Genomic DNA, 21688 nt, shown 5'->3' with positions numbered 1-21688 from the left:
GCGTCGCTGCGGGCGCTGATTTGACAAGCATAGTTGATACAAAAGACCAAATCTTTGTCCTGCCATAAGTTTATAGTCAATGTTGTGCCCCTGTGCTAACGTTTCAGCTATCTGAGATAGCCATAGGATGAAGTGCTGTTGTTACATTCAATTATCAGTCGGGCGACGACGATCGAAATCAGTGATGACCAAGGTGGCAACGATGGCAAAGTGCGCCTGATCACCACCAAGGATTTGTCCGCGATTACCCGCTATTACCAGCGCAATCGCCAGTACCTGCAGCCTTGGGAACCTGTACGTGAAGAAGCCTTCTTCACTGAGTCCGGCTGGCAGCGCCGCCTGGAACAACTGGTGCAGTTGCAAAAGCATAAAATGGCTTTCTACTTCGTGATTCAGATGCATGACAGTGATGAAATCTGTGGGGTGGTGAACTACAGCAACGTAGTCAGATATCCGTTTTTCGCCTGCCATGTTGGCTACTCACTCGATGAAGGGTATCAGGGACGTGGAATCATGCCCCGTGCATTAGCGGCCACTAATCAGTGGATGTTCGATGATCAGGATATGCACCGTATTATTGCAGCCTATATGCCGCGCAATGGCCGAAGCGCCGCGGTTCTGAAGAAGTGTGGCTTTACCATTGAAGGTGAAGCACGCGATTACCTGATGATTAATGGGCAGTGGGAAGATCATATCCTGACGGCAAAAATCAACGATGCTTGGATTGCTCCGCTGAGTTAAAGCATGAGCTAGAGAAAAACACAAAAAAAAGCGAGAGTATTTACCCTCGCTTTTTTTGGGGGGTTACCTAGCAGCGGCGCTTAAATACGTTGCCACAATTCGGCATACCGACCGTGTTGAGCCAGTAACTCACGGTGGCGGCCCTGTTCGATAAACTGACCTTCATCCATCAGACAGATGTGATCCATCTGCTCAAGACCGACCAAGCGGTGCGTAATGAACAGTACCGTCTTGTCTTTTGCATGCTCCAGCAGCAACGACATGATCTGTTGTTCAGTACGGCGATCCAGTCCTTCTGTTGGTTCATCCATCAGCAGAATCGGGGCATCGTGCAGCAGCGCGCGGGCGATACCGATACGGCGGCGTTCACCACCGGAAATCTGACGGCCACCTTCACCTAACCAGGTATCCAGTCCTTTACCTTTCAGCAGTGCACTCAGGCCGACTTTTTCCAGCACGTCACAGAATTCTTCATCGGTGCCTGATGGCTTGGCCAGAATCAGGTTTTCGCGCAATGAGCCATTGAACACGTCCACACGCTGGCTGACAACGGTGATGGCGCAGCGCAAAGCGGCTTCCTGCCATTGCGGCAGCGGCACACCATCCAGTGTGATCTGTCCCTGTTGCGGATCCCAGTTCCGGGTAAGCAGTTGAAGCAGGGTCGATTTACCGCATCCGGTACGCCCCAGCAGCGCGACTTTCTCACCCGCCTGAATCGTCAGGCTGATGCCTTTAAGCACTGGCTCATCACTGCCGTAATAGGTGTAAGCGATGTCATCAATGGTAATTGCGCCCTGAACGTTCGCGCTGTGCCCGTTCGGGTCAAACGGTGTATCCGGGGTTGCTTGAATGATCTCATTCAGACGACGTGCAGAAGTCAGGGTTTGTCCCAGATACTGGAACGCGCCGGCAACCGGCATCATAAGCTCAAAACTGGCCATGGTTGCAAAGGCTATCATGGCAACGAATGGATCCGGTGCCTGACCATGCACGCCATCTGCCGCCAGCCAGGTGATCAGTACCAGGGTCCAGCCTGTGGCAGCCATCAGCATGGCGTTGGCCATACCCGTCAGGTTAGCCATGCGGCGCTGTGCGGCCAGCAGGCTTTCCTGCTCGTCCAGAGCTTCGCGGTAGTAACGCTCTTCGGCATTGAACAGCAGCAGTTCAGCATGGCCCTGAATCCAGTCCAGCAGGCGTATGCGGTAGTTGGCTTTTGCCAGCGTCAGTGATTGGCCGTGGGTCTTACCCAGACGGTAGAAAATTACCGGCAGGCTTAACATCAGGGTCAGCAGAATGGCACCCAGTGTCAGGCCAATCGTGAGATCGAACCAGGCCAGAAAGCCGGTAATCGCCAGCAGGCCGATAACCCCGATGATTAACGGGCTGACCAGACGCAGATACACATGGTCCATGGCATCTACATCTGCTACCAGACGGTTGAGCAGATCGGCATCACGCAGATTTGCCTGCCGACCCGGAATCAGCGGGGTTAGCTTGCGAAAGAAGAACAGGCGTAGATCAGCCAGCAGCTTGAAGGTTGCGTTATGGCTGACCACACGCTCACCCCAGCGCCCCGCCGTTCGGGCCATTGAGAAACCGCGAACGCCGGCCCCCGGCAACATGTAGTTGAACGTCTCACGGGCAATGGTCAATCCGGCGACCGCTGAGGCGGCGATAAACCAGCCGGACAGCGTCAGCAGGCTGATGGCCGACAGCAGCGTCGCCAGACCCAGCAGCATCCCCAGAGTCAGACCGAACCAGTGTTTACGGTAGAGTTTCAGGTAAGGGATTAATTCACGCATCGAGATCCCTCTTATCGGTGTGAGACAGCATATCGGCCAACAGCCCGTGCTGGCGAATATCATCAAAATGACCGTTTTGTACCAACTGGCCGTTTTCCATCACCATTACCCGGTCCATGGCTGCGAGTTGATCCAATCGGTGGCTGACCATCAGCGTGGTCTGGCCATCAGTGGCTTGTTTCAAACTTTCCAGTACCAGATGCTCACTGTTGGCATCCAGACTGGCTGTCGGTTCGTCCAGCAGCCAGAAAGCACCGCTTTGCAACATGGCTCGGGCAACGGCAATACGCTGCGCCTGACCGACCGACAGACCGCTGGAGCGATCACCAACCGGATGCTGGTAACCATGCTCAAGACGCTGGATAAACTCGTCAGCATAAGCCTGTCTAGCCACTTGCTGAATGTGTTCATCCGTCGCCAGCGGGTTGCCCAGCGTGATGTTGTCGCGCACCGTACCGTGCAGTAGCAGAGGGTTTTGACCGACCCAGCTGATGGCCTGACGCCACTGGCTGTGATCCAGTTCGCTCAGCTCACTGCCGTTGACCTTCAGGCTGCCGCGATAGGGCAGAAAGCCCAGAAGGGCATTGAGCAGGCTGGTTTTACCGGCACCGCTTGGTCCCACCAGCGCCACTTGTTCATGCGCCTGAATGGCGAAGCTTAGTGGACCCGCCAGCACTTGCCCCTGAGGGCTGAGCACTTCCAGGTTTTCCGCTTCGATCCGGATGGTTTCCGGTGAGTCCAGGTTTGTATCCCCCTGGCTCATGCCATCGGCTTCGGTGTTAAGGAATTCCACCAGTGATTCCGCCGCACCAATGGCCTGGGCTTTGGCGTGATAGAAGGTGCCCAAATCACGCAGCGGCTGATAGAACTCCGGTGCCAGCACCAGAATAAACAAGCCGGTAAACAGCGTAATGGGTACGCCGTAATGGCCGAAATTCAGCTCACCGATAAAGGCAAAGCCAAAGTAAACAGCCACAATCGCGACGGAAATGGCAGAGAAAAACTCCAGCACGGCAGAAGAAAGGAAAGCCATCCGCAGTACTTCCATGGTGCGCTTGCGCAGCACATGGGAAGCCGCGTGCAGGTTTTCTGCCTCGGCTTCAGCCCGGTTGAACAAGCGTAATGTCTGCAATCCCTGAAGGCGGTCATAAAAATGGCCGGACAGACGCTGCAGCGCTTTGAAGTTGCGCCGGTTGGCATCTGCGGCACCCAGTCCCACCAGCGCCATAAAAATCGGAACCAGTGGGGCAGTAATCAGGAAAATCAGGCCAGCCGCCCAGTTCAGCGGGAATACTGCCACCAGAATGACCAGTGGTACCAGAACGGCTATCGACATCTGAGGGATATAGCGGGCGAAGAAATCCTGCATCTCTTCAATCTGTTCCAGCACCAGACTGGCCCAGACACCGGCCGGTTTACCTTTGATGTATGCTGGCCCCAACGCCTGAAGACGTTGCAGGATCAGTTCACGAATATGAAGACGGATTTGTTCGCCACAGCGGTATCCGGCTACTTCCCGGCCCCAGCTGCAAAAGGCACGCAGGCCGACAATCACAAAAAGGCTGACAAAGCTGCTGACAAGTTGATATTTGTCTGTGTGCTCGATAATGAGCTGATGCAGGATATGTGCAAGCAGTGCTGCCTGGCCAACGAGTAGCAACCCCGACAGAAAACCAAGGCCGACACTGAGCATGAGCCAGCGTTTGGCCAGTTTGCTCTGTGATTTCAACCATTTGGTTAAATCGCGTTGTAGTTGTTTATCCATAAGAAAATCTTGCGCCGCATAAGCTGCCGGCTAAAGGTGAAGGCGAAAAACGGCCACTCGGGAGGAGTGGCCGGATAAAGATTATTGTTGTTCTTCCAGCGCGTCCAGGTAGCGCTCGGCGTCCAGCGCCGCCATACAGCCTGTACCGGCTGAAGTGATGGCCTGACGGTAGGTATGATCCATCACGTCACCCGCAGCAAATACGCCGGTAACGCTGGTTTGGGTAGCATTACCATCTGTGCCAGACTGAACTTTAATGTAGCCGTTATGCATCTCCAGCTGACCCTGGAAAATGCTGGTGTTTGGCTGGTGGCCAATCGCAATGAAGGCGCCCATCACTTCCAGCTCTTCAGTCGCATCAGACTTGGTGTCTTTAATACGCACACCGGTCACACCCATCTCATCACCCAGAACCTCGTCCAGAGTGCGGTCAGTGTGAAGGAAGATGTTGCCGTTCTCGACTTTGTCCATCAGTCGTTTGATCAGGATTTTCTCTGAGCGGAAGGTGTCGCGGCGGTGGATCAGGTGAACTTCAGACGCGATGTTGGACAGGTACAGGGCTTCTTCAACGGCAGTGTTACCACCGCCGACCACTGCCACTTTCTGGTTGCGATAGAAGAAACCGTCACAGGTAGCGCAGGCAGACACGCCGCGGCCTTTGAAGTTCTCTTCTGATTCCAGCCCCAGGTACTTCGCAGACGCACCGGTAGCAATAATTAGCGCATCACAGGTGTACTCGCCATTGTCGCCTTTCAGACGGAAAGGACGCTGGCTGAAGTCAGTTTCCTGGATGTGATCGAAAATAATTTCAGTTTCGAATCGTTCCGCGTGGGCTTTCATACGTTCCATCAGAGCTGGACCCGTTAACCCTTCGGCATCGCCTGGCCAGTTTTCAACTTCGGTTGTGGTGGTCAGCTGGCCGCCCTGCTGCATACCAGTGATCATCACTGGCTTCAAGTTTGCGCGTGCCGCGTAGACAGCTGCGGTGTAACCCGCCGGGCCAGAACCAAGGATGAGCAGTTTGCTGTGTCTTACGTTACTCATTACTTCTCCAGGCTGAAATGAGATTTCTATTATGTGATGGGTGATTGTAGGTAAATTGCGTGCCTAATGAAAGGGGGATTTCTGAAGGCTAAATGTGGGGAGGGGAGAAGTGGCTTCCTGCCTGTGGTTCCGTCCGGCAGGAAGTGAATTTTCATATATTAAATATTTATAAGTAATTCTTTGTGATTATAAAAGAGCGGTACCGTCGGTCGTCAATCCTTGCTGGTTAATGCATGCTGATAGCCACGGTTGGATCGGTATAGTGCAGGTTAAAGGCATCAGCAACTTCCTTGCAGGTAATTTTGCCGTACATCACATTCATGCCCGCAAGGAATCCGGGATCGTCGAGCAGGGCTTTTTTATATCCTTTATTAGCCAGGTTAATGACATAGGGCAAAGTGGCATTATTCAGGGCAAAAGCAGAAGTACGGGCTACCGCGCCGGGCATGTTGGCAACACAGTAGTGAACAACGTCATCCACTATATAAGTGGGTTCGGTATGCGTGGTCGGGTGTGATGTTTCAAAGCAACCACCCTGATCAATGGCGACATCAACCAGAGCCGAGCCGGGTTTCATGCGCTTCACATGCTCGGCAGAGATCAGCTTGGGAGCTGCGGCCCCCGGAATGAGCACTGCTCCGATGATCAGGTCTGCCTCAGGGACGAGCTTGTCAATCGCTTCATTCGTTGAGTAGAGTAGGGTGACTTTGCCCTGAAATTCCTGATCCAGAGCCCGAAGGGTTTCCAGATTACGATCCAGCAGCGTAATGTTTGCCCGCATTCCCATCGCAATTCGGGCGGCATTTGAGCCGACGACGCCACCACCCAGAATCACAATGTTTGCCGGTTCGACGCCCGGTACACCACTGAGCAGCAAGCCTCTGCCACCGTGAGAATTCTCTAGGGTTTGGGCGCCAGCCTGGATAGACATTCTGCCGGCAACTTCTGACATGGGGGCAAGAAGCGGTAATTTGCCTGAGGAATCAGTGACGGTTTCGTAAGCAATACAGATAGCTTTGCTGTTAATGAGGTCTTTTGTTTGTGGAAAATCCGGTGCAAGATGGAGATAGGTGAATAAAATTTGTCCCTCGCGGAGCAGAGATCTTTCTCCGGCCTGGGGCTCTTTTACTTTGACAATCATCTCTGATCTGGTAAAAACTTCTTTGGCGTCAGAAATAATTTCAGCGCCGGCTTTTACATAATCAGCATCAGATAAACCGATGCCAGCCCCAGCTTGGGTTTCAATCAGGACGTGATGACCCAGCGAGGTAAGCTCGCGAACACTGCTCGTGACTAATCCCACACGGTATTCGTGATCTTTGATTTCTTTAGGGACGCCAATGATCATGCTTCACCTCCCTTGGCATCTGGAATGATTGGCTACTGATGAGGTTGTAAATGCAGATCTAATGGCAGTATAGTTTGACTGTCAGAGTATTTGATTCTAAATAATAGAAAGATGTAGTATATTTTTTTGCAAGGAAGTAAGAAGGTGGAATAAAAAATGGTAGATACCAAAAAGAAACCATCTAAGGAATTGGATCGCATTGACCGTAACATTCTGAATGAACTTCAAAAAGACGGTCGTATTTCAAACGTTGAGCTGTCTAAGCGTGTAGGCCTTTCTCCAACACCGTGTCTGGAGCGTGTGCGTCGGCTGGAACGTCAGGGATACATCAGCGGATATACTGCATTATTGAATCCACAATATCTGGATGCCTCACTGCTGGTTTTCGTTGAAATTACCCTGAACCGTGGTGCGCCGGACGTGTTTGAGCAATTCAATAAGTCAGTACAGGAACTGGAAGACATTCAGGAATGTCACCTGGTTTCCGGTGACTTCGATTACCTGCTGAAAACACGTGTATCGGATATGTCCGCATACCGTAAGCTACTTGGCGAGACCCTACTTCGCCTGCCAGGCGTTAACGACACCCGTACCTACGTGGTTATGGAAGAAGTTAAGCAGACCAACAACCTGGTTATTAAAACACGCTAAGTTACCAGCGTTTTGAAGTACAGGATAAATCAAGCGGCCGCTGCAGAGCCGCTTGATTTGTATCTGGCGCTGGGATTTTCAGCACAGCCTTTGAAAAAATCACCAACTCTTTACCTTCCGCCACTCTCAAAATGGCAAAAACAGCCAGCATTTAGTATAAGATAAGGCAACAGATTCAATAGCGCCTGAACAGCCAGTGAAGACTGTCAGCATAATAGGCAACCTGCTCACTTATTGAGTGTTTTTCATTGATAAGGAATGCAGGTAACGATTTTTCAGGTGCATTTTAGTGGTTACATCGGAGTGTTTTTTGAGGAAAGTTAAGGGCAAAAAGCAGCCTATCATTCGCCTTTCTGGGGGGCAGCGCTTACTGGAAAGCTTCTTAATTGTTGGCATTCTGGCTGCTATTTTTATCATGATCGCCTTGCTCAGCTTTAATCCGGCAGATCCTTCCTGGTCTCAGACCGCATGGGAAGGGCCGGTTCAGAATAAAGCTGGGGCATTGGGAGCGCTGGTGGCAGATACCCTTCTGTTTACTTTGGGCTCGTTAGCGTATCCGTTACCGGCTGTGATCATTCTTACAGCCTGGGTATTGTTCCGTCGTCGTGAACAACCTCTGAAGCTGGATTACATGATTTACGGTACGCGTCTGTTGGGCCTGCTGGTACTATTCGTAGCCAGCTGCGGTCTGGCGGATTTGAACTTCGATGACATCTGGTACTTCTCGTCTGGTGGTGTGATTGGCGATGTAGTCTCCAATATGGCGCTGCCGCTGTTTAATCTGCTGGGTGCGACACTGGTACTCATGTTTGCCTGGGCTGTCGGTTTTACCCTGTTTACCGGTATTTCCTGGCTAAATATTGTCGATTTTCTGGGGGAGAATACCCTGAAATCGATGGCCGGTATGCTGAACAAGGTACGTTCGGACCGTTCTGAAACCCTGACGCCGTTTGCCGCTGATATTCCGGATGAGCACCAGACCGAATTTGGTAAGCAGCTGATTCAGCAAATGGCCACTGAGCCGGATGCCGATGACGTCCTGCTGGCATCAAGCAGTGATGCTCAGGCTGCGAAGGCCGCAAAACAGGCTGAAGATCGGCATGTTTTCGCTCGAAAAGAGCCGCAATTTGGTGAACCGGGGCAAGCCGCAGATCCTTTGTTGTCTTCGCCGGCGACGAAAGCGGAACACGGTGCCGGTTCTGAGCCTATGATTGTGATGCCGGAGCGACGCTTGCGTCAGCCTGTCCAGCCACAACAGCCGGGTGCAGGACAGGCAGTGGCTGCGCAAGCGCCTCAACCAGCAATGGTTCAGGGGGGGAATGCGTCGGTTGCTCAGGCTCCCCAGGCTACGGCTTCCCAGGCTATGGTTTCTCAGGTACATGCGCCTCAGACACATGCTGCTCAGGTGAATGCTTCTCAGCCTCAGCAAACTCAGCCCCAGACTGGTACGCATACGTCGCCGAGCCCGGTTCAGCCGGTGTCATCTCAGCCCGTTGCTATGCAGCAGCCGCAAGCAATGCATCCGCACGGTCAGGCTGTAGCAACGCCTGAGCCGGTACGGCCATCAGAACGGCCTTCCGCTGTGCCTCAATTGCAGCCTCAAACTGTGTCGGCCTCAACCGCACCAAGTGCAATTCAGCCAAATACCCCGCAGCTAAATACCTCGCAGTCAGGTGTTTCGCCGTCTGGCGTCGCGACTGCCACTTCTGTGATTGAATCCGCATCGTCGCTGCAACCTGCGCAGCAAGCGAAAGGGATGACCATCGCAGATCTGGAGCGTGAACTCGAAAGAGATGAAAACTTTACGGTGTATGTCGAAGATAGCGATGCTTTGCTGAAAGCCAGCGAAGCGGAGATGTCGGCTTCTGAACCAAGTACTGAGCCTCACCGTTACCCAGAGTCCCGTAACGAATCTTCATATTCCGAGCCTGAACTGGACCAGGAACCGTCTCAGTCGCTGTCAGAGGTATATACACCGGAAAATGAACCGGCATATTCATCCTCGGTTCATACCCAGCCAGTTACAACAGCTACACAGTCGGTTACGGAAACATCGTTTGCAGCAGCACCGATGCCGTCGTCTGAGATCGAGATTGGTGTGCAGGACGGGATGTCTGAACTGGAACGTGCAGAGCAACATGCCAGTGTTGACAGCGATGATGATTATGATGACGACTTTGATGATGCACAAAGCGATGCTGATCTGAGTGATGAAGAGGCTTTCCTGAAGAAAATCCGGGATGCCCAGAAAGCGCAGGCACATGCAGCCGGTCTGGATAATCCATTCCTGATGAAGCGGGAAGAGGACTTACCGGTACCGACTACGCCGATGCCAACCATCGAACTGTTGCAACCGGCAAGACAGACGGTACAGCCGGCAACAGAGGAAGAACTGAAGCAAACGGCCATGCTGGTTGAATCAAAGCTGGCGGATTACAAGATCAAGGCGAAGGTGGTTGGGGTTTACCCAGGGCCGGTTATTACCCGTTACGAGCTGGATCTGGCGCCGGGTGTGAAAGTCAGCCGTATTTCCGGTTTGGCGAAAGACCTTGCTCGGGCGTTGTCTGCCTCTGCGGTGCGGGTTGTGGAAGTGATTCCGGGCAAACCGTACGTCGGTCTTGAACTGCCGAACGTCAGCCGAGAAACGGTTTATATGTCGGAAGTGATCGCCAGTGATAACTTCCAGCACAAGAAGGGCGCACTGCCTATCGTGCTGGGCTATGACATTGCCGGTGAAGCGGTAGTGGCAGATCTGAGCAAAATGCCTCACTTGCTGGTGGCCGGTACAACTGGTTCCGGTAAATCGGTCGGGGTGAACGTGATGATTCTCAGCTTGCTCTACAAGTGTAAGCCGGAAGATTGTCGTTTCATCATGATTGACCCGAAAATGCTGGAGCTGTCGATTTACGAAGGAATTCCGCATCTGCTGACCGAAGTTGTGACCGACATGAAAGACGCGGGGAACGCGCTGCGTTGGTGTGTGGGTGAAATGGAACGTCGCTATAAGCTAATGGCCGCGTGCGGGGTGCGTAACCTGGCCGGCTTCAATGCCAAGCTGAAAGAAGCGGCTGCTGCTGGTCACCCAATTCACGACCCACTGTGGCGACCGGGTGACAGCATGGACGAGTATCCGCCGTTGCTGGAAAAAATGCCTAGCATCGTGGTTATCGTCGATGAATTTGCTGATTTGATGATGGTGGTCGGCAAGAAAGTGGAAGAGCTGATTGCTCGTTTGGCTCAGAAAGCGCGTGCTGCGGGTATCCACCTGGTGCTGGCAACGCAACGTCCGTCGGTTGACGTTATTACCGGTCTGATTAAGGCCAACATTCCAAGTCGTATGGCCTTTACGGTCTCGACCAAAACCGATTCCCGTACCATTCTGGATCAGGGCGGTGCAGAATCGCTGCTTGGAATGGGTGATATGCTTTACTTACCGGCGGGACAAAACCACCCGATTCGGGTACACGGTGCCTTTGCGTCCGATGACGATGTACACAATGTCGTGAACGACTGGAAAGCCCGAGGTAAACCTCAGTACATCGAAGGGATTCTGGATACAGATCAAGGGACTGATGGCCTGTTGCCGGGCGAAGCGCCGGTGGCTGGAGACGATGACCTGGATCAGCTGTTTGACGAAGTGGCGCAGTTTGTTGCTGAATCTCGTCGCGGCTCAGTATCCGGGGTGCAGCGTCGATTCAAGATCGGTTACAACCGTGCGGCCCGTATTGTCGAGCAGCTGGAGGCCCATGGCATTGTCAGTGCTCCGGGGCATAACGGCAATCGCGAAGTGCTGGCACCGCCGCCACCGCCTCGGGATTAACCCATTACAAACGGCCTGCTGTATCAGCGGGCCGATAATAAGGTAAACACGAATGATTAAAAAAATCGCATTGAGTCTGCTGGTTTCTGCTCCGTTATGGCTGTCAGCGCAAGCATGGGCAACGCCTCAGCAGGAGCTGACCACGCGCTTGGCAAAAGTGAATGCTTTCACGGCCAACTTTAAACAAACAGTAATCAGCCCTGATGGCGATGTGCTGGTTGAAGGCAAGGGCGACGTGGCGATCAAGCGCCCGAACCTGTTCCGCTGGAATACTAAGACTCCAGACGAAAACATTCTGATTTCTGACGGCCGTACACTGTGGTATTACAGCCCGTTCATTGAGCAGGTGACAGCCATGTGGCTCAGAGATGCGACCGAACAGACGCCATTTGTGCTGTTAACGCGAAACAGTGCTGCCGACTGGCAGAAATACAATGTGTCGCAAACGGTGGATACGTTCACCCTGACACCGAAGAGCGGTGCTTCATCAATGGGCAAGTTTATTGTGACTGTGGCTAAAAATGGTGAAGTGCGGAGTTTCTCTGTGATTGAGCAAGATGGTCAGCGCAGCAACTTTGCTTTCAGCCAGTTCAACAAAACGGTGCCAGCGGCGAGTCTGTTTACCTTTACGCCGCCAAAAGGCGTCGAATTGGATGATCAGCGCCAGTAAGGCGCCAGATATCCCTCATCGTTACAATGATTATGTTTAGGTGGTGTAATGCCACCTAATTTTGTTTTTAAGGAGTGGTTCATTTGAATAACTTCAGCCTCGATTTCTCATCGGATTTTCGCCCGTTGGCGGCCCGGATGAGACCACGTACTGTCCAGGAATACATTGGCCAGAAGCACATTCTGGGGGAAGGGAAACCGCTCCGTCGTGCACTGGAAGCCGGCCATCTTCACTCAATGATCCTGTGGGGGCCACCGGGTACGGGGAAAACCACGCTGGCTGAAGTCGCCGCTCACTATGCCAATGCGGAGGTCGAGCGGGTGTCTGCGGTGACCTCCGGGGTCAAAGACATCCGTGCGGCGATTGATAAAGCCCGTGACAATAAAATGGCCGGACGGCGCACCATCTTGTTTGTGGATGAGGTACATCGCTTCAATAAAAGCCAGCAGGATGCGTTCTTGCCGCATATTGAAGACGGTACTGTCACGTTTATTGGCGCTACCACGGAAAATCCCTCATTTGAGCTGAACAACGCGCTGTTGTCCCGTGCGCGTGTTTATAAGCTCAAATCACTTGAGAAATCGGATATTCTCGCGGTGATTGAACAGGCGCTGGCTGACAGAGAACGCGGAATCAGCGAAACCAATCTGTGCTTTGTCGAAGACGTGAAGGAGCGTCTGGCTGAGCTGGTCGGCGGGGATGCCAGAATGTCCCTCAACTACCTTGAACAGCTGATCGATATGGCCGAGGAAGATGAGAAAGGCGTTAAGCAGATCACGCTCGCCTTGCTGGCGGAGGTCGCCGGCGAAAAAATTGCCCGCTTCGATAACAAGGGGGATTTGTGGTACGACATGATTTCTGCAGTCCACAAGTCAATCCGCGGCTCCAGCCCGGACGGTGCATTGTACTGGTTCGCCCGGATGCTGCAGGCGGGATGTGACCCGCTCTATGTTGCCCGCCGTTTGCTGGCGATTGCGTCAGAAGATATCGGCAATGCTGACCCGCGTGCGATGCAGGTGGCAGTATCTGCCTGGGACTGCTTTACCCGGGTGGGGGCGTATGAAGGTGAACGGGCCATTGCGCAGGCAATTGTGTATTTGGCCTGCGCGCCAAAGAGCAATGCTGTTTATACCGCCTTCAAGCAGGCGAAGCAGGATGCGGCGAACCACCCCGACTATGAAGTGCCACATCACTTGCGGAATGCACCGACCAAACTGATGAAAGAACTGGGTTACGGGCAGGAATACCGGTATGCGCATGATGAACCCGGAGCCTACGCGGCCGGTGAGTGTTATTTCCCGCAGGAGCTGGCCGGGACGCGTTACTATCACCCGACTAACAGGGGTCTTGAGACCAAAATTGCCGAAAAGTTAGATTATCTCGCTTCATTAGATGCAAAAAGCGCGTCAAAGCGCTATCAATAATAGGGCTTTTTGGGTATTGTTGATAAATCAGCGTTAGCGCCGCTAACGTATTATGATTCAAAAATTATTTAGCCATCGCATTGGCTAAATAATGTGCATTTTAGATCGTTATGAGCACAGGATTAGCATGCTAGATTCTAAATTACTTCGAACTGAGCTGGACGCAACAGCCGAAAAATTAGCGCGCCGTGGTTTCACACTTGATGTTGAACTACTTCGTTCCTTAGAAGAAAAGCGTAAGACTCTTCAGGTCCAAACCGAAGAGCTGCAGGCACTGCGTAACTCCCGATCGAAGTCCATTGGTCAAGCGAAAGCGAAGGGCGATCACGAAGAAGCCGAGCGCATCCTGGCGGAAGTAGGTAACCTGGGCTCTGAGCTGGACGAAGCGAAGAAAGCCCTGTCTGCACTGCAAGCTGAACTCGATACCATTACTCAGACTGTTCCTAACCTGCCAGATGACTCTGTGCCGGTAGGTAAAGACGAAGAAGATAACGTTGAGATTTCACGTTGGGGTGAGCCAAAAACTTACGACTTCGAAGTGAAAGATCACGTCGACCTGGGTGAGTTGGGTGGTGGCCTGGACTTCGCTAGCGCGGTGAAAATCTCGGGTGCTCGCTTTATCGTCATGAAAGGCCAGTTTGCCCGTCTGCACCGTGCGATTGCTCAGTTTATGCTGGATCTGCACACTGACGAGCACGGCTACACCGAGATGTACGTACCGTACCTGGTGAATGCAGACAGCCTGTTTGGTACTGGCCAGTTGCCGAAATTCGGCGCAGACCTGTTCCACACTCAGCCACTGACTGAGAAAGTGAATGATGAAGAGCCACGTACACTGTCTCTGATTCCGACGGCAGAAGTGCCTGTGACCAACTTGGTACGCGACACCATCACTGAAGAGGCAGATCTGCCACTGAAGATGACGGCACACACGCCATGTTTCCGTTCTGAAGCGGGCTCATACGGTCGCGATACGCGCGGTCTGATCCGTATGCACCAGTTCGATAAAGTTGAACTGGTTCAGATTACTCGTCCGGAAGACTCAATGGCTGCGCTGGAAGAACTGACTGGCCATGCTGAGAAGGTTCTGCAATTGCTGGAACTGCCATACCGTAAAGTCGTGCTGTGTACTGGCGACATGGGCTTCGGCGCATGTAAGACTTACGATCTGGAAGTGTGGGTACCTGCTCAGGGTACATACCGCGAGATTTCTTCATGTTCTAACATGTGGGATTTCCAGGCGCGTCGTATGCAGGCTCGCTTCCGCCGTAAAGGTGAGAAGAAACCTGAACTGGTTCACACGCTGAACGGTTCTGGTCTGGCAGTAGGTCGTACCATGGTGGCTATCATGGAAAACAACCAGGAAGCTGACGGTCGTATCCGTATCCCAGCAGTGCTGCAGAAGTACATGGGTGGCGCGACACACATTGGTTAAGATTAATTTAGTTAATCCTTCCCTAAACATTAAAAACCGGCCTGATGGCCGGTTTTTTTATGCCTGAAATGTGGTTTGTGAACCGCTTCTTCTGAGCTGTGCCTTGTGCCCGTTAACAGGAAGCATTAACACCACTGGCCTATTGGCTGGAATCGCCAAAAACTCGGTTATAGGTGGTTAAAGGGCAATACACCTGTACCCTGATGTTGATGCAGTTCGGGCAGTTTGATCTCGACCTCATTGGCTATTTCCGCCAGCATGCTATCGAACAGTTGAAACAGTGTGTCTGATACCTGCTGGGAGAACTGGTAGAGTGCATCCCGAACCTGGTCTTCATCGGCAACGTAGAGCGGAATATCGTCAAACTGGCCAAACAGGGTATCCAGTATCAGTGGGGGGACAGGCTCATGAATGGGCAGAGTCATTTGCCCCAGTCGACGTTTCAATATTTGCAGGTGCAGACGTAATTCCCTTTCCATTGCAGGGCTACCGACCGAAAAGTTATGAATGGTGTAGCGAAAGCGACTCAGGCTGTCGATTGCATTCAGAGTCACCGGCCATACTGCCTGATAGTGGTTGAAGATATGATTCTGCTCGGCCGCAATCAGGCTCTGTGTGATGGTATCGTCAATCAGGTAAAGAACATGCCGAATAAGCTTGCCGTGTTCTACTTGGTTGCGCTGCAGCGAATAGCTGGGCCATTCCTCAAGCAGGCTGTGGAGCCGCTTAGCTAAAATGCGATACATCGGGCGATTGCTCGGTTCGGCCAGGTTGGTCAGGCTTTGGATTAGGTTTTTGATGGCCCGGCTCTCTGCCAAAGCCGGTGGTTCCGGCTGCGCAGGAGGGGAGCCTGTCGTCGTATTGAGATGAATATTCAGCCATTGGTGGGTCTGGCGTCGGTGAAATCGCAATAAATGAATCAACTGGCGTAAGCCAATCACCTGATTAAAACGGCTTTGCAGCATCAGACGGGTCTGCTTCGCACGGTAAGCGTAAATAGCCAGCGCAAGCGCCACAACAAAGAGTGTGGAAAAAACATAGAGCATTGCTGCCTCCTTGGCGCGATGAAGCCTTAAAGAGACAGTTCAGCAAGTAATGTGCCTGAAAAGTGGCTGATTTAATTTATTTAATTCATTGAATTAAAAATGAAAAATACAGAGTGATTGGAGTAAATAACGCATTGATACTGTAGTGGTGCAACGATGGATCTTTTCAGTGCAAATAAAAAAGCTCCCGAAGGAGCTTTTTCTTTGAGTCATTAACTCTTATCGAGCACTGCTGTTACATATCGCCCTGTGAGGCTGGCTTAGAGTGTGTACCCGTTGCCGGATGCAGATGAACTTCTTCTTCTTTTTCGCCAGCATGCGGGTTGTGGTAACGGGTCAGATCCAGTTCACCCTCAGACTTAGCCACAATACAGGTTACACAGCTGTCACCAGTGATGTTGACGGCAGTACGAATCATATCCAGCAGACGGTCAACACCCATGATCAGCGCAATCCCTTCAACCGGCAGGCCAACTTGGTTCAGCACCATAGCCAGCATGATCAGGCCGACACCCGGCACACCGGCTGTACCAATTGATGCCAGAGTCGCTGTCAGAATCACAGCCATGTAGTCACTCATGGTCAGATCGATGTTAAACGCCTGTGCGATGAACGCTGTCGCCACACCTTGCATGATTGCAGTGCCGTCCATGTTGATGGTCGCACCCAAAGGAACCGTGAATGACGCGATACGGTTGCTGACACCCAGGCGTTTAGTCGCGGTTTCCATCGTGACCGGGATGGTCGCGTTAGACGAAGCCGTCGAGAAAGCAAACATGATGGCATCTTCCATTTTCTTCAGGAAGATTTTCGGGCTCAGACCAGAGAAGATCTTCAGCATTGAGCTGTAAACAACCAGACCGTGAATCAGCAGAGTACAAGACAGAACCAGGAAGTAACCGAACAGATTGAAGATTGCATCAATGCCCAGACCTGTGAACAGTTTTGCCATCAGGAAGAACACACCAAACGGTGCCACGTGCATCAGCAGCGCAACCAGCTTCATGATGACTTCGTTCAGGTCCGCAAAAACCCCGGCAATACGTTCCCCCGCTTCGCCCGCAGCACTGATGGCAATACCAAACAGAATAGCAAATACGATGATCTGCAGTGTGTTACCGTTCGCCATTGAACTGATTGGGTTTGTCGGGAACATGCCGATAATCACTTGTCCCAGTGATGGGGCTTCTTTCGCGGCAAAGGTAGTCGCCGCAGATAGATCGGCACCAGCCCCTGGCTGGAACAGGTTACCCATTACCAGTGCCAGAGTAATGGCAATGGCTGTCGTTGCCAGATAGAAGGCCAGCGTTTTTCCTCCCAAACGGCCCAGCGTGCTGAGATCCTTCAGGGTACTGGTACCGCAAACCAGAGAAACAAAGACCAGAGGCACAACCAGCATTTTCAGGCTGGCAATGAAAATAGCCCCGCCGACCTCAAACAGGCCGTTAACAATATATTCGTGAACAAAAGAATCTTCAGAAAAGAGGGAACGAATAATAAACCCGGTCAGGATGCCCAGCACCATACCGAGAATGACTCGGCCGGTAAGGGACATTTTTTTCTTTTGAGTTTGCATGAAAAGAACACTCCTTATAATTATTCACTCTGTCAGTCATTCGTCAGAGTGCGGAGCAGGTTAACAGCAGTTCTGGTGTTAATGCGAAGTAAAATGCTGTTTAATAATCAAAGGTATGTTTTAGATCACACTTTTATCAATAACGACAAGTGCTGAAAACAATGTTTTTAACCAAATTTTAACCTTGGTGATAATAATAGCTCGATTTTTATGTCGTGAATTGGATTGAAGGTAATTTTTACGTTGATTTTGCGGTTTGGTGTGATGAGGATCGGTTTCAGAGTTTTACGCTGTTAACATTTTTGCAGAGCATATATTGATAGCCTCTCCCTGAATTCGAGTGCTCATATGTAACTTATTGGTTAAAAAGGATTTGTCTTCACTTAATAGGTTTTGGCGGCGGCGTATTTATTTTGTGCGCTAAGTTGCATACTTATTCTTGTGTGCAAACTTGTGTACTAAGAGGAAGCCTTCTGTGTAAAGGGACGCATTAAAAAGTCTACCTGCGCCCTTGTCACTATGGTCGCGACCGATCAAGACGCAAAACTGGCGGGTTGCCAACATACAGACTGACGGCAAATCCCCAAAAGCGAAAATGCACATATACGCGAGGCACAAAGACAAACATACAGTGTTCGCTGATGCTGGTGGGTTGAAGTGAAAGGGAAGCTTCAAGGCTCACAATGCAGAAATGATTGCGTAGGGGCGAAACGAAAGCTCTGCAGCATTTGGGCTAGAGTGGCTCTAAGGTTTAACAGGAGCCAGCAAGCCAGATTTGGATAAGTAAGCCCGCACAAATGGCGGGAGAATAAAAAAGGAGCCCGAAGGCTCCTTTTTTTAACGATAGTTCATAACAACAGGTTACCGGTTAAAGGTAACCGGGCGTCGACTTACATGACGCGCATGCCAGGCTGTGCGCCTTCGTGCGGCTCAAGCAGCCACAGGTCTTTACCGCCTGGGCCAGCAGCCAGCACCATGCCTTCAGACATGCCGAATTTCATCTTACGTGGCTTCAGGTTTGCCACCATGACAGTGTACTTACCAATCAAATCTTCAGGGCTGTAAGCTGACTTGATGCCTGAGAAGACCTGACGGGTTTCGCCGCCCAGATCCAGCTGCAGCTTCAGCAGTTTGTCTGCTTTTGGCACGGCTTCACACGCAATGATTTTGGCGATACGCAGGTCTACTTTCGCGAAGTCATCAAACTCGATTTCGTCAGCGATTGGCTCTTCTGCCAGCGCACCCGCTGAGGCTGGTTTAGCCGACGCTGCTTCATCAGCCGCTTTTTCCGCTGCTGCTTCTTCTTTCGAGGTTTCGATCATCGCTTCAACGAACTTAGGATCGATACGGTTGAACAGTGCTTTGAACTTAGCGATTTCATGGTTGGTCAGCGGTTGTGCCAGACCTTCCCATGTCAGGGCGTTATTCAGGAAGGCTTCACAGCGTTCTGCCAGTTTTGGCATAACCGGTTTCAGGTAAGTCATCAGAACACGGAACAGGTTAAGGCTCACAGAACACACATCCTGCAGCTCCTGATCTTTGCCTTCTTCCTTGGCCAGAACCCATGGTGCTTTCTCGTCAACGTACTGGTTCGCTTTGTCAGCCAGTGCGGTGATTTCACGGATAGCACGGCCAAACTCACGTGTTTCGTACAGCTCTGCAATACGGTCAGACGCTGCAACAAACTCTGCGTACAGTTCTGGCTCGACACAAGTGTCAGACAGCTTGCCGTCAAAGCGCTTGCTGATGAAGCCGGCATTACGGGAAGCCAGGTTAACAATCTTGTTCACCACGTCACTGTTAACACGCTGGGTGAAGTCTTCCAGATTCAGGTCCAGGTCGTCGATACGGCTGTTCAGTTTTGCCGCGTAGTAGTAACGCAGGCATTCCGGATCCAGGTGTTTCAGGTAAGTGCTGGCCTTAACGAAAGTACCGCGAGATTTTGACATCTTGGCACCGTTAACGGTCACGTAGCCGTGAACGAACACATTACTTGGTTTACGCAGACCCGCACCTTCCAGCATTGCAGGCCAGAACAGGCTGTGGAAGTAAACAATGTCTTTACCGATGAAGTGGTACAGTTCCGTTGAGCTGTCTTTGTTCCAGAACTCGTCGAAGTTCAGGTCACCGCGTTTGTCACACAGGTTTTTGAATGAGCCCATGTAGCCGATTGGTGCATCCAGCCATACGTAGAAGTATTTACCGGTTTCACCTGGGATCTCGAAGCCAAAGTATGGCGCATCACGCGAGATATCCCACTGTTGCAGGCCGGATTCAAACCATTCCTGCATTTTATTCGCGGTTTCTTCCTGCAGGGCACCAGATTTGGTCCACGCCTGTAGCATGCCTTCAAACTGAGGCAGGTCGAAGAAGAAGTGCTCAGAATCTTTCATTACTGGCGTTGCGCCGGAAACTGCCGACTTAGGATTGATCAGCTCAGTCGGGCTGTAAGTTTCACCACAGCTTTCACAGTTGTCGCCGTACTGGTCTTCAGCCTTACACTTCGGACAGGTCCCTTTAACGAAACGATCCGGCAGGAACATTTCTTTTTCCGGGTCAAATAGCTGAGAAATGGTGCGACTGGTGATGAAGCCGTTTTCTTTCAGTTTGGTGTAAACGAAAGACGCCAGCTCGCGGTTCTCATCAGAGTGCGTGCTGTGGTAGTTGTCGAAGCTAATATCGAAGCCAGCAAAGTCAGCCTGGTGCTCTTTGCTCACTTCGGCAATCATTTGCTCAGGTTCCATACCCATCTTCTGGGCCTTAAGCATGATTGGAGTACCGTGTGCATCGTCTGCACAGATGAAATGAACTTCGTTGCCGCGAAGGCGCTGATAGCGCACCCAGATATCCGCTTGCACATGCTCGAGCATGTGACCCAAGTGGATCGAACCGTTAGCGTACGGTAGGGCGCAGGTCACCAGAATTTTTCTTGGATTTGCAGCCATAGTGTCTTATTTCGCTCATGATGGGTAATAAAAACGTAGTCTTGAATACTACCTGATGGATAACCTGTTGCCTAGGAGGATCTGAGGTTTATGGCGGTAAACCAGAAGCGTAGGCTTTTCATTGGTGATAGGATGAAAAGAAAGAGTAAAAATGGAGCGCTAAATAACCATGAGTGACTCAATGATCCGATTTGAGAGCGTCGCAGACATTACCCGCTGGCTTAATCAGTTTGAGCATCCCTGGCTTCACGAAGAGTGGGCTGATACACCTAATTGGGTGTCAGTTTCGGCAACCGGTACGATTTCCGTTGTGTTCCCCTTTGCCGCCGCCACGGTTGTTGAATTACTGGAACAATGGATTTTCAGTCAGCAGCAGGCCAACCATATTCCCGCAGAAGCGAAGTTTGCCCTCTCATGCCGGGTTGCGCCGCTGGCTGCCGGTGAGAAACAGCCACTGCGCGGGGTGAAGAACATTGTCGTTGTCAGTTCGGCTAAAGGGGGCGTAGGTAAATCCACAACGGCGGTTAATTTAGCGCTGGGCTTGCAGGCGCAGGGCGCCAAAGTGGGTCTGCTGGATGCTGACATTTATGGCCCGTCAGTACCGATGATGCTGGGAGCAACCGACGAGAAACCGCAGTCAACGGACGGCAAGCACATGCTGCCGGTCGAGTCATGTGGTTTGTACACCAACTCTATAGGGTATCTGGTGCCGGCTGAGAATGCCGCAATCTGGCGGGGACCGATGGCGTCCAAAGCATTGTCGCAGATCGTGATGGAAACCTGGTGGCCGGATCTGGACTACCTGGTTATCGACATGCCTCCGGGTACCGGCGATATTCAGCTGACGCTGGCACAGCAGATCCCGGTTACCGGCGCGGTGGTGCTCACTACGCCGCAGGATCTGGCGCTGGCCGATGCGATCAAAGGGGTCAGTATGTTTAATAAGGTGGATGTCCCGGTTGTCGGGGTAGTGGAGAACATGAGTTACCATATCTGCAGCCAGTGCGGTCACCATGAACCGATTTTTGGTACCGGTGGTGCAGAACGCATGGCCAAAGAGTATGCGGTCCCGCTTCTGGCCCAGTTACCGTTGCATATTAAAATTCGGGAAGATATCGATCAGGGTAAGCCGACGGTAGCGGCTTCACCGGAGTCTGAGCAGGCACAAACCTACATTGAACTGGCCGGAAATGTGGCCAGCCGTTTGTACTGGCAGGGTACCCCGGTGGCGGAGCAAATTACCATTCGCACCATGTAACCGATTGCTTTTTCTAAGTTGCAGACATTCTGACCAAATGCCGCGGAAGCCGTATTTTTACTGGCATCTGCGGCCACAACTGCCTATAATCAGGCGGTTTATTTATGCCAAATTATACCTGTTTCAAACAATGTACCGGGCATCCCGATGCGAGCAGTGTTTT

14 protein-coding genes are annotated in these 21688 nt (G+C 51.8%); 7 read left to right on the top strand and 7 right to left on the bottom strand.

The window, feature by feature from the left end; translation table 11 throughout:
* Window positions 1-138: 138 nt before the first annotated feature.
* Window positions 139-741, top strand: coding sequence for a ribosomal protein S5-alanine N-acetyltransferase (gene rimJ, locus PGW97_RS10670; protein ID WP_047883613.1), 603 nt, complete (start codon window positions 139-141; stop codon window positions 739-741).
* Between the two features lie 80 nt (window positions 742-821).
* On the opposite strand, the gene cydC is transcribed toward rimJ, so the two are convergent.
* From cydC to ald, 4 genes are all read right to left on the bottom strand, one after another.
* On the bottom strand, window positions 822-2543 hold the full coding sequence (cydC, locus tag PGW97_RS10665) for a heme ABC transporter ATP-binding protein/permease CydC (RefSeq protein ID WP_217392735.1): 1722 nt from the start codon (window positions 2541-2543) through the stop codon (window positions 822-824).
* A complete protein-coding gene (gene cydD / locus PGW97_RS10660) occupies window positions 2536-4308 on the bottom strand; it encodes a heme ABC transporter permease/ATP-binding protein CydD (RefSeq protein WP_273857295.1) in 1773 nt (590 codons plus the stop codon). Before cydD ends, cydC begins: the two co-directional genes overlap by 8 nt.
* A gap of 81 nt (window positions 4309-4389) precedes the next feature.
* Window positions 4390-5352, bottom strand: coding sequence for a thioredoxin-disulfide reductase (trxB, locus tag PGW97_RS10655; protein WP_047883367.1), 963 nt, complete (start codon window positions 5350-5352; stop codon window positions 4390-4392).
* Window positions 5353-5578: 226 nt separating this feature from the next.
* The gene (gene ald, locus PGW97_RS10650; RefSeq protein ID WP_047883368.1) at window positions 5579-6700 is read right to left on the bottom strand and encodes an alanine dehydrogenase; all 1122 of its coding nucleotides are present in this window, start codon (window positions 6698-6700) and stop codon (window positions 5579-5581) included.
* Between the two features lie 156 nt (window positions 6701-6856).
* Here ald and lrp point away from each other — a divergent pair, with 156 nt between their 5' ends.
* From lrp to serS, 5 genes are all read left to right on the top strand, one after another.
* Window positions 6857-7351: a leucine-responsive transcriptional regulator Lrp gene (gene lrp, locus PGW97_RS10645; RefSeq protein WP_036832575.1), complete on the top strand. Its 495-nt coding sequence runs from the start codon at window positions 6857-6859 to the stop codon at window positions 7349-7351.
* 310 nt (window positions 7352-7661) lie between these two features.
* Window positions 7662-11171 (top strand): DNA translocase FtsK 4TM domain-containing protein, encoded by a 3510-nt coding sequence (locus PGW97_RS10640; protein WP_273857294.1) that lies wholly within the window; start codon window positions 7662-7664, stop codon window positions 11169-11171.
* 52 nt (window positions 11172-11223) lie between these two features.
* Window positions 11224-11841 carry an outer membrane lipoprotein chaperone LolA gene (lolA, locus tag PGW97_RS10635; RefSeq protein WP_217392737.1) on the top strand — a complete coding sequence of 206 codons (618 nt, stop codon included), beginning with the start codon at window positions 11224-11226 and terminating at the stop codon, window positions 11839-11841.
* Window positions 11842-11924: 83 nt separating this feature from the next.
* The gene (locus PGW97_RS10630; RefSeq protein WP_047883370.1) at window positions 11925-13265 is read left to right on the top strand and encodes a replication-associated recombination protein A; all 1341 of its coding nucleotides are present in this window, start codon (window positions 11925-11927) and stop codon (window positions 13263-13265) included.
* A 127-nt stretch (window positions 13266-13392) separates the two neighbouring features.
* Window positions 13393-14700: a serine--tRNA ligase gene (gene serS / locus PGW97_RS10625; protein WP_217392739.1), complete on the top strand. Its 1308-nt coding sequence runs from the start codon at window positions 13393-13395 to the stop codon at window positions 14698-14700.
* 167 nt (window positions 14701-14867) lie between these two features.
* Here serS and PGW97_RS10620 read toward each other — a convergent pair whose 3' ends face one another.
* The 3 genes from PGW97_RS10620 to metG all read right to left on the bottom strand — a co-directional run bounded on the left by PGW97_RS10620 (window position 14868) and on the right by metG (window position 20267).
* Window positions 14868-15746: a hypothetical protein gene (locus PGW97_RS10620; RefSeq protein WP_273857293.1), complete on the bottom strand. Its 879-nt coding sequence runs from the start codon at window positions 15744-15746 to the stop codon at window positions 14868-14870.
* 235 nt (window positions 15747-15981) lie between these two features.
* On the bottom strand, window positions 15982-17322 hold the full coding sequence (locus tag PGW97_RS10615; RefSeq protein WP_273857292.1) for a dicarboxylate/amino acid:cation symporter: 1341 nt from the start codon (window positions 17320-17322) through the stop codon (window positions 15982-15984).
* 890 nt (window positions 17323-18212) lie between these two features.
* Window positions 18213-20267 (bottom strand): methionine--tRNA ligase, encoded by a 2055-nt coding sequence (gene metG / locus PGW97_RS10610; RefSeq protein ID WP_273857291.1) that lies wholly within the window; start codon window positions 20265-20267, stop codon window positions 18213-18215.
* Between the two features lie 181 nt (window positions 20268-20448).
* On the opposite strand from metG, the gene apbC reads away from it, so the two are divergent.
* Window positions 20449-21525, top strand: a complete 1077-nt coding sequence (apbC, locus tag PGW97_RS10605) for an iron-sulfur cluster carrier protein ApbC (RefSeq protein ID WP_273859664.1) — start codon at window positions 20449-20451, stop codon at window positions 21523-21525.
* Window positions 21526-21688: the final 163 nt, after the last annotated feature.

It is taken from the genome of Photobacterium sp. GSS17 (assembly GCF_028621875.1).
Lineage (GTDB): Bacteria > Pseudomonadota > Gammaproteobacteria > Enterobacterales > Vibrionaceae > Photobacterium > Photobacterium ganghwense.
The sequence above is the reverse complement of the archived record's forward strand: the minus strand, read 5'-3'. Positions and strand labels throughout refer to the sequence as shown.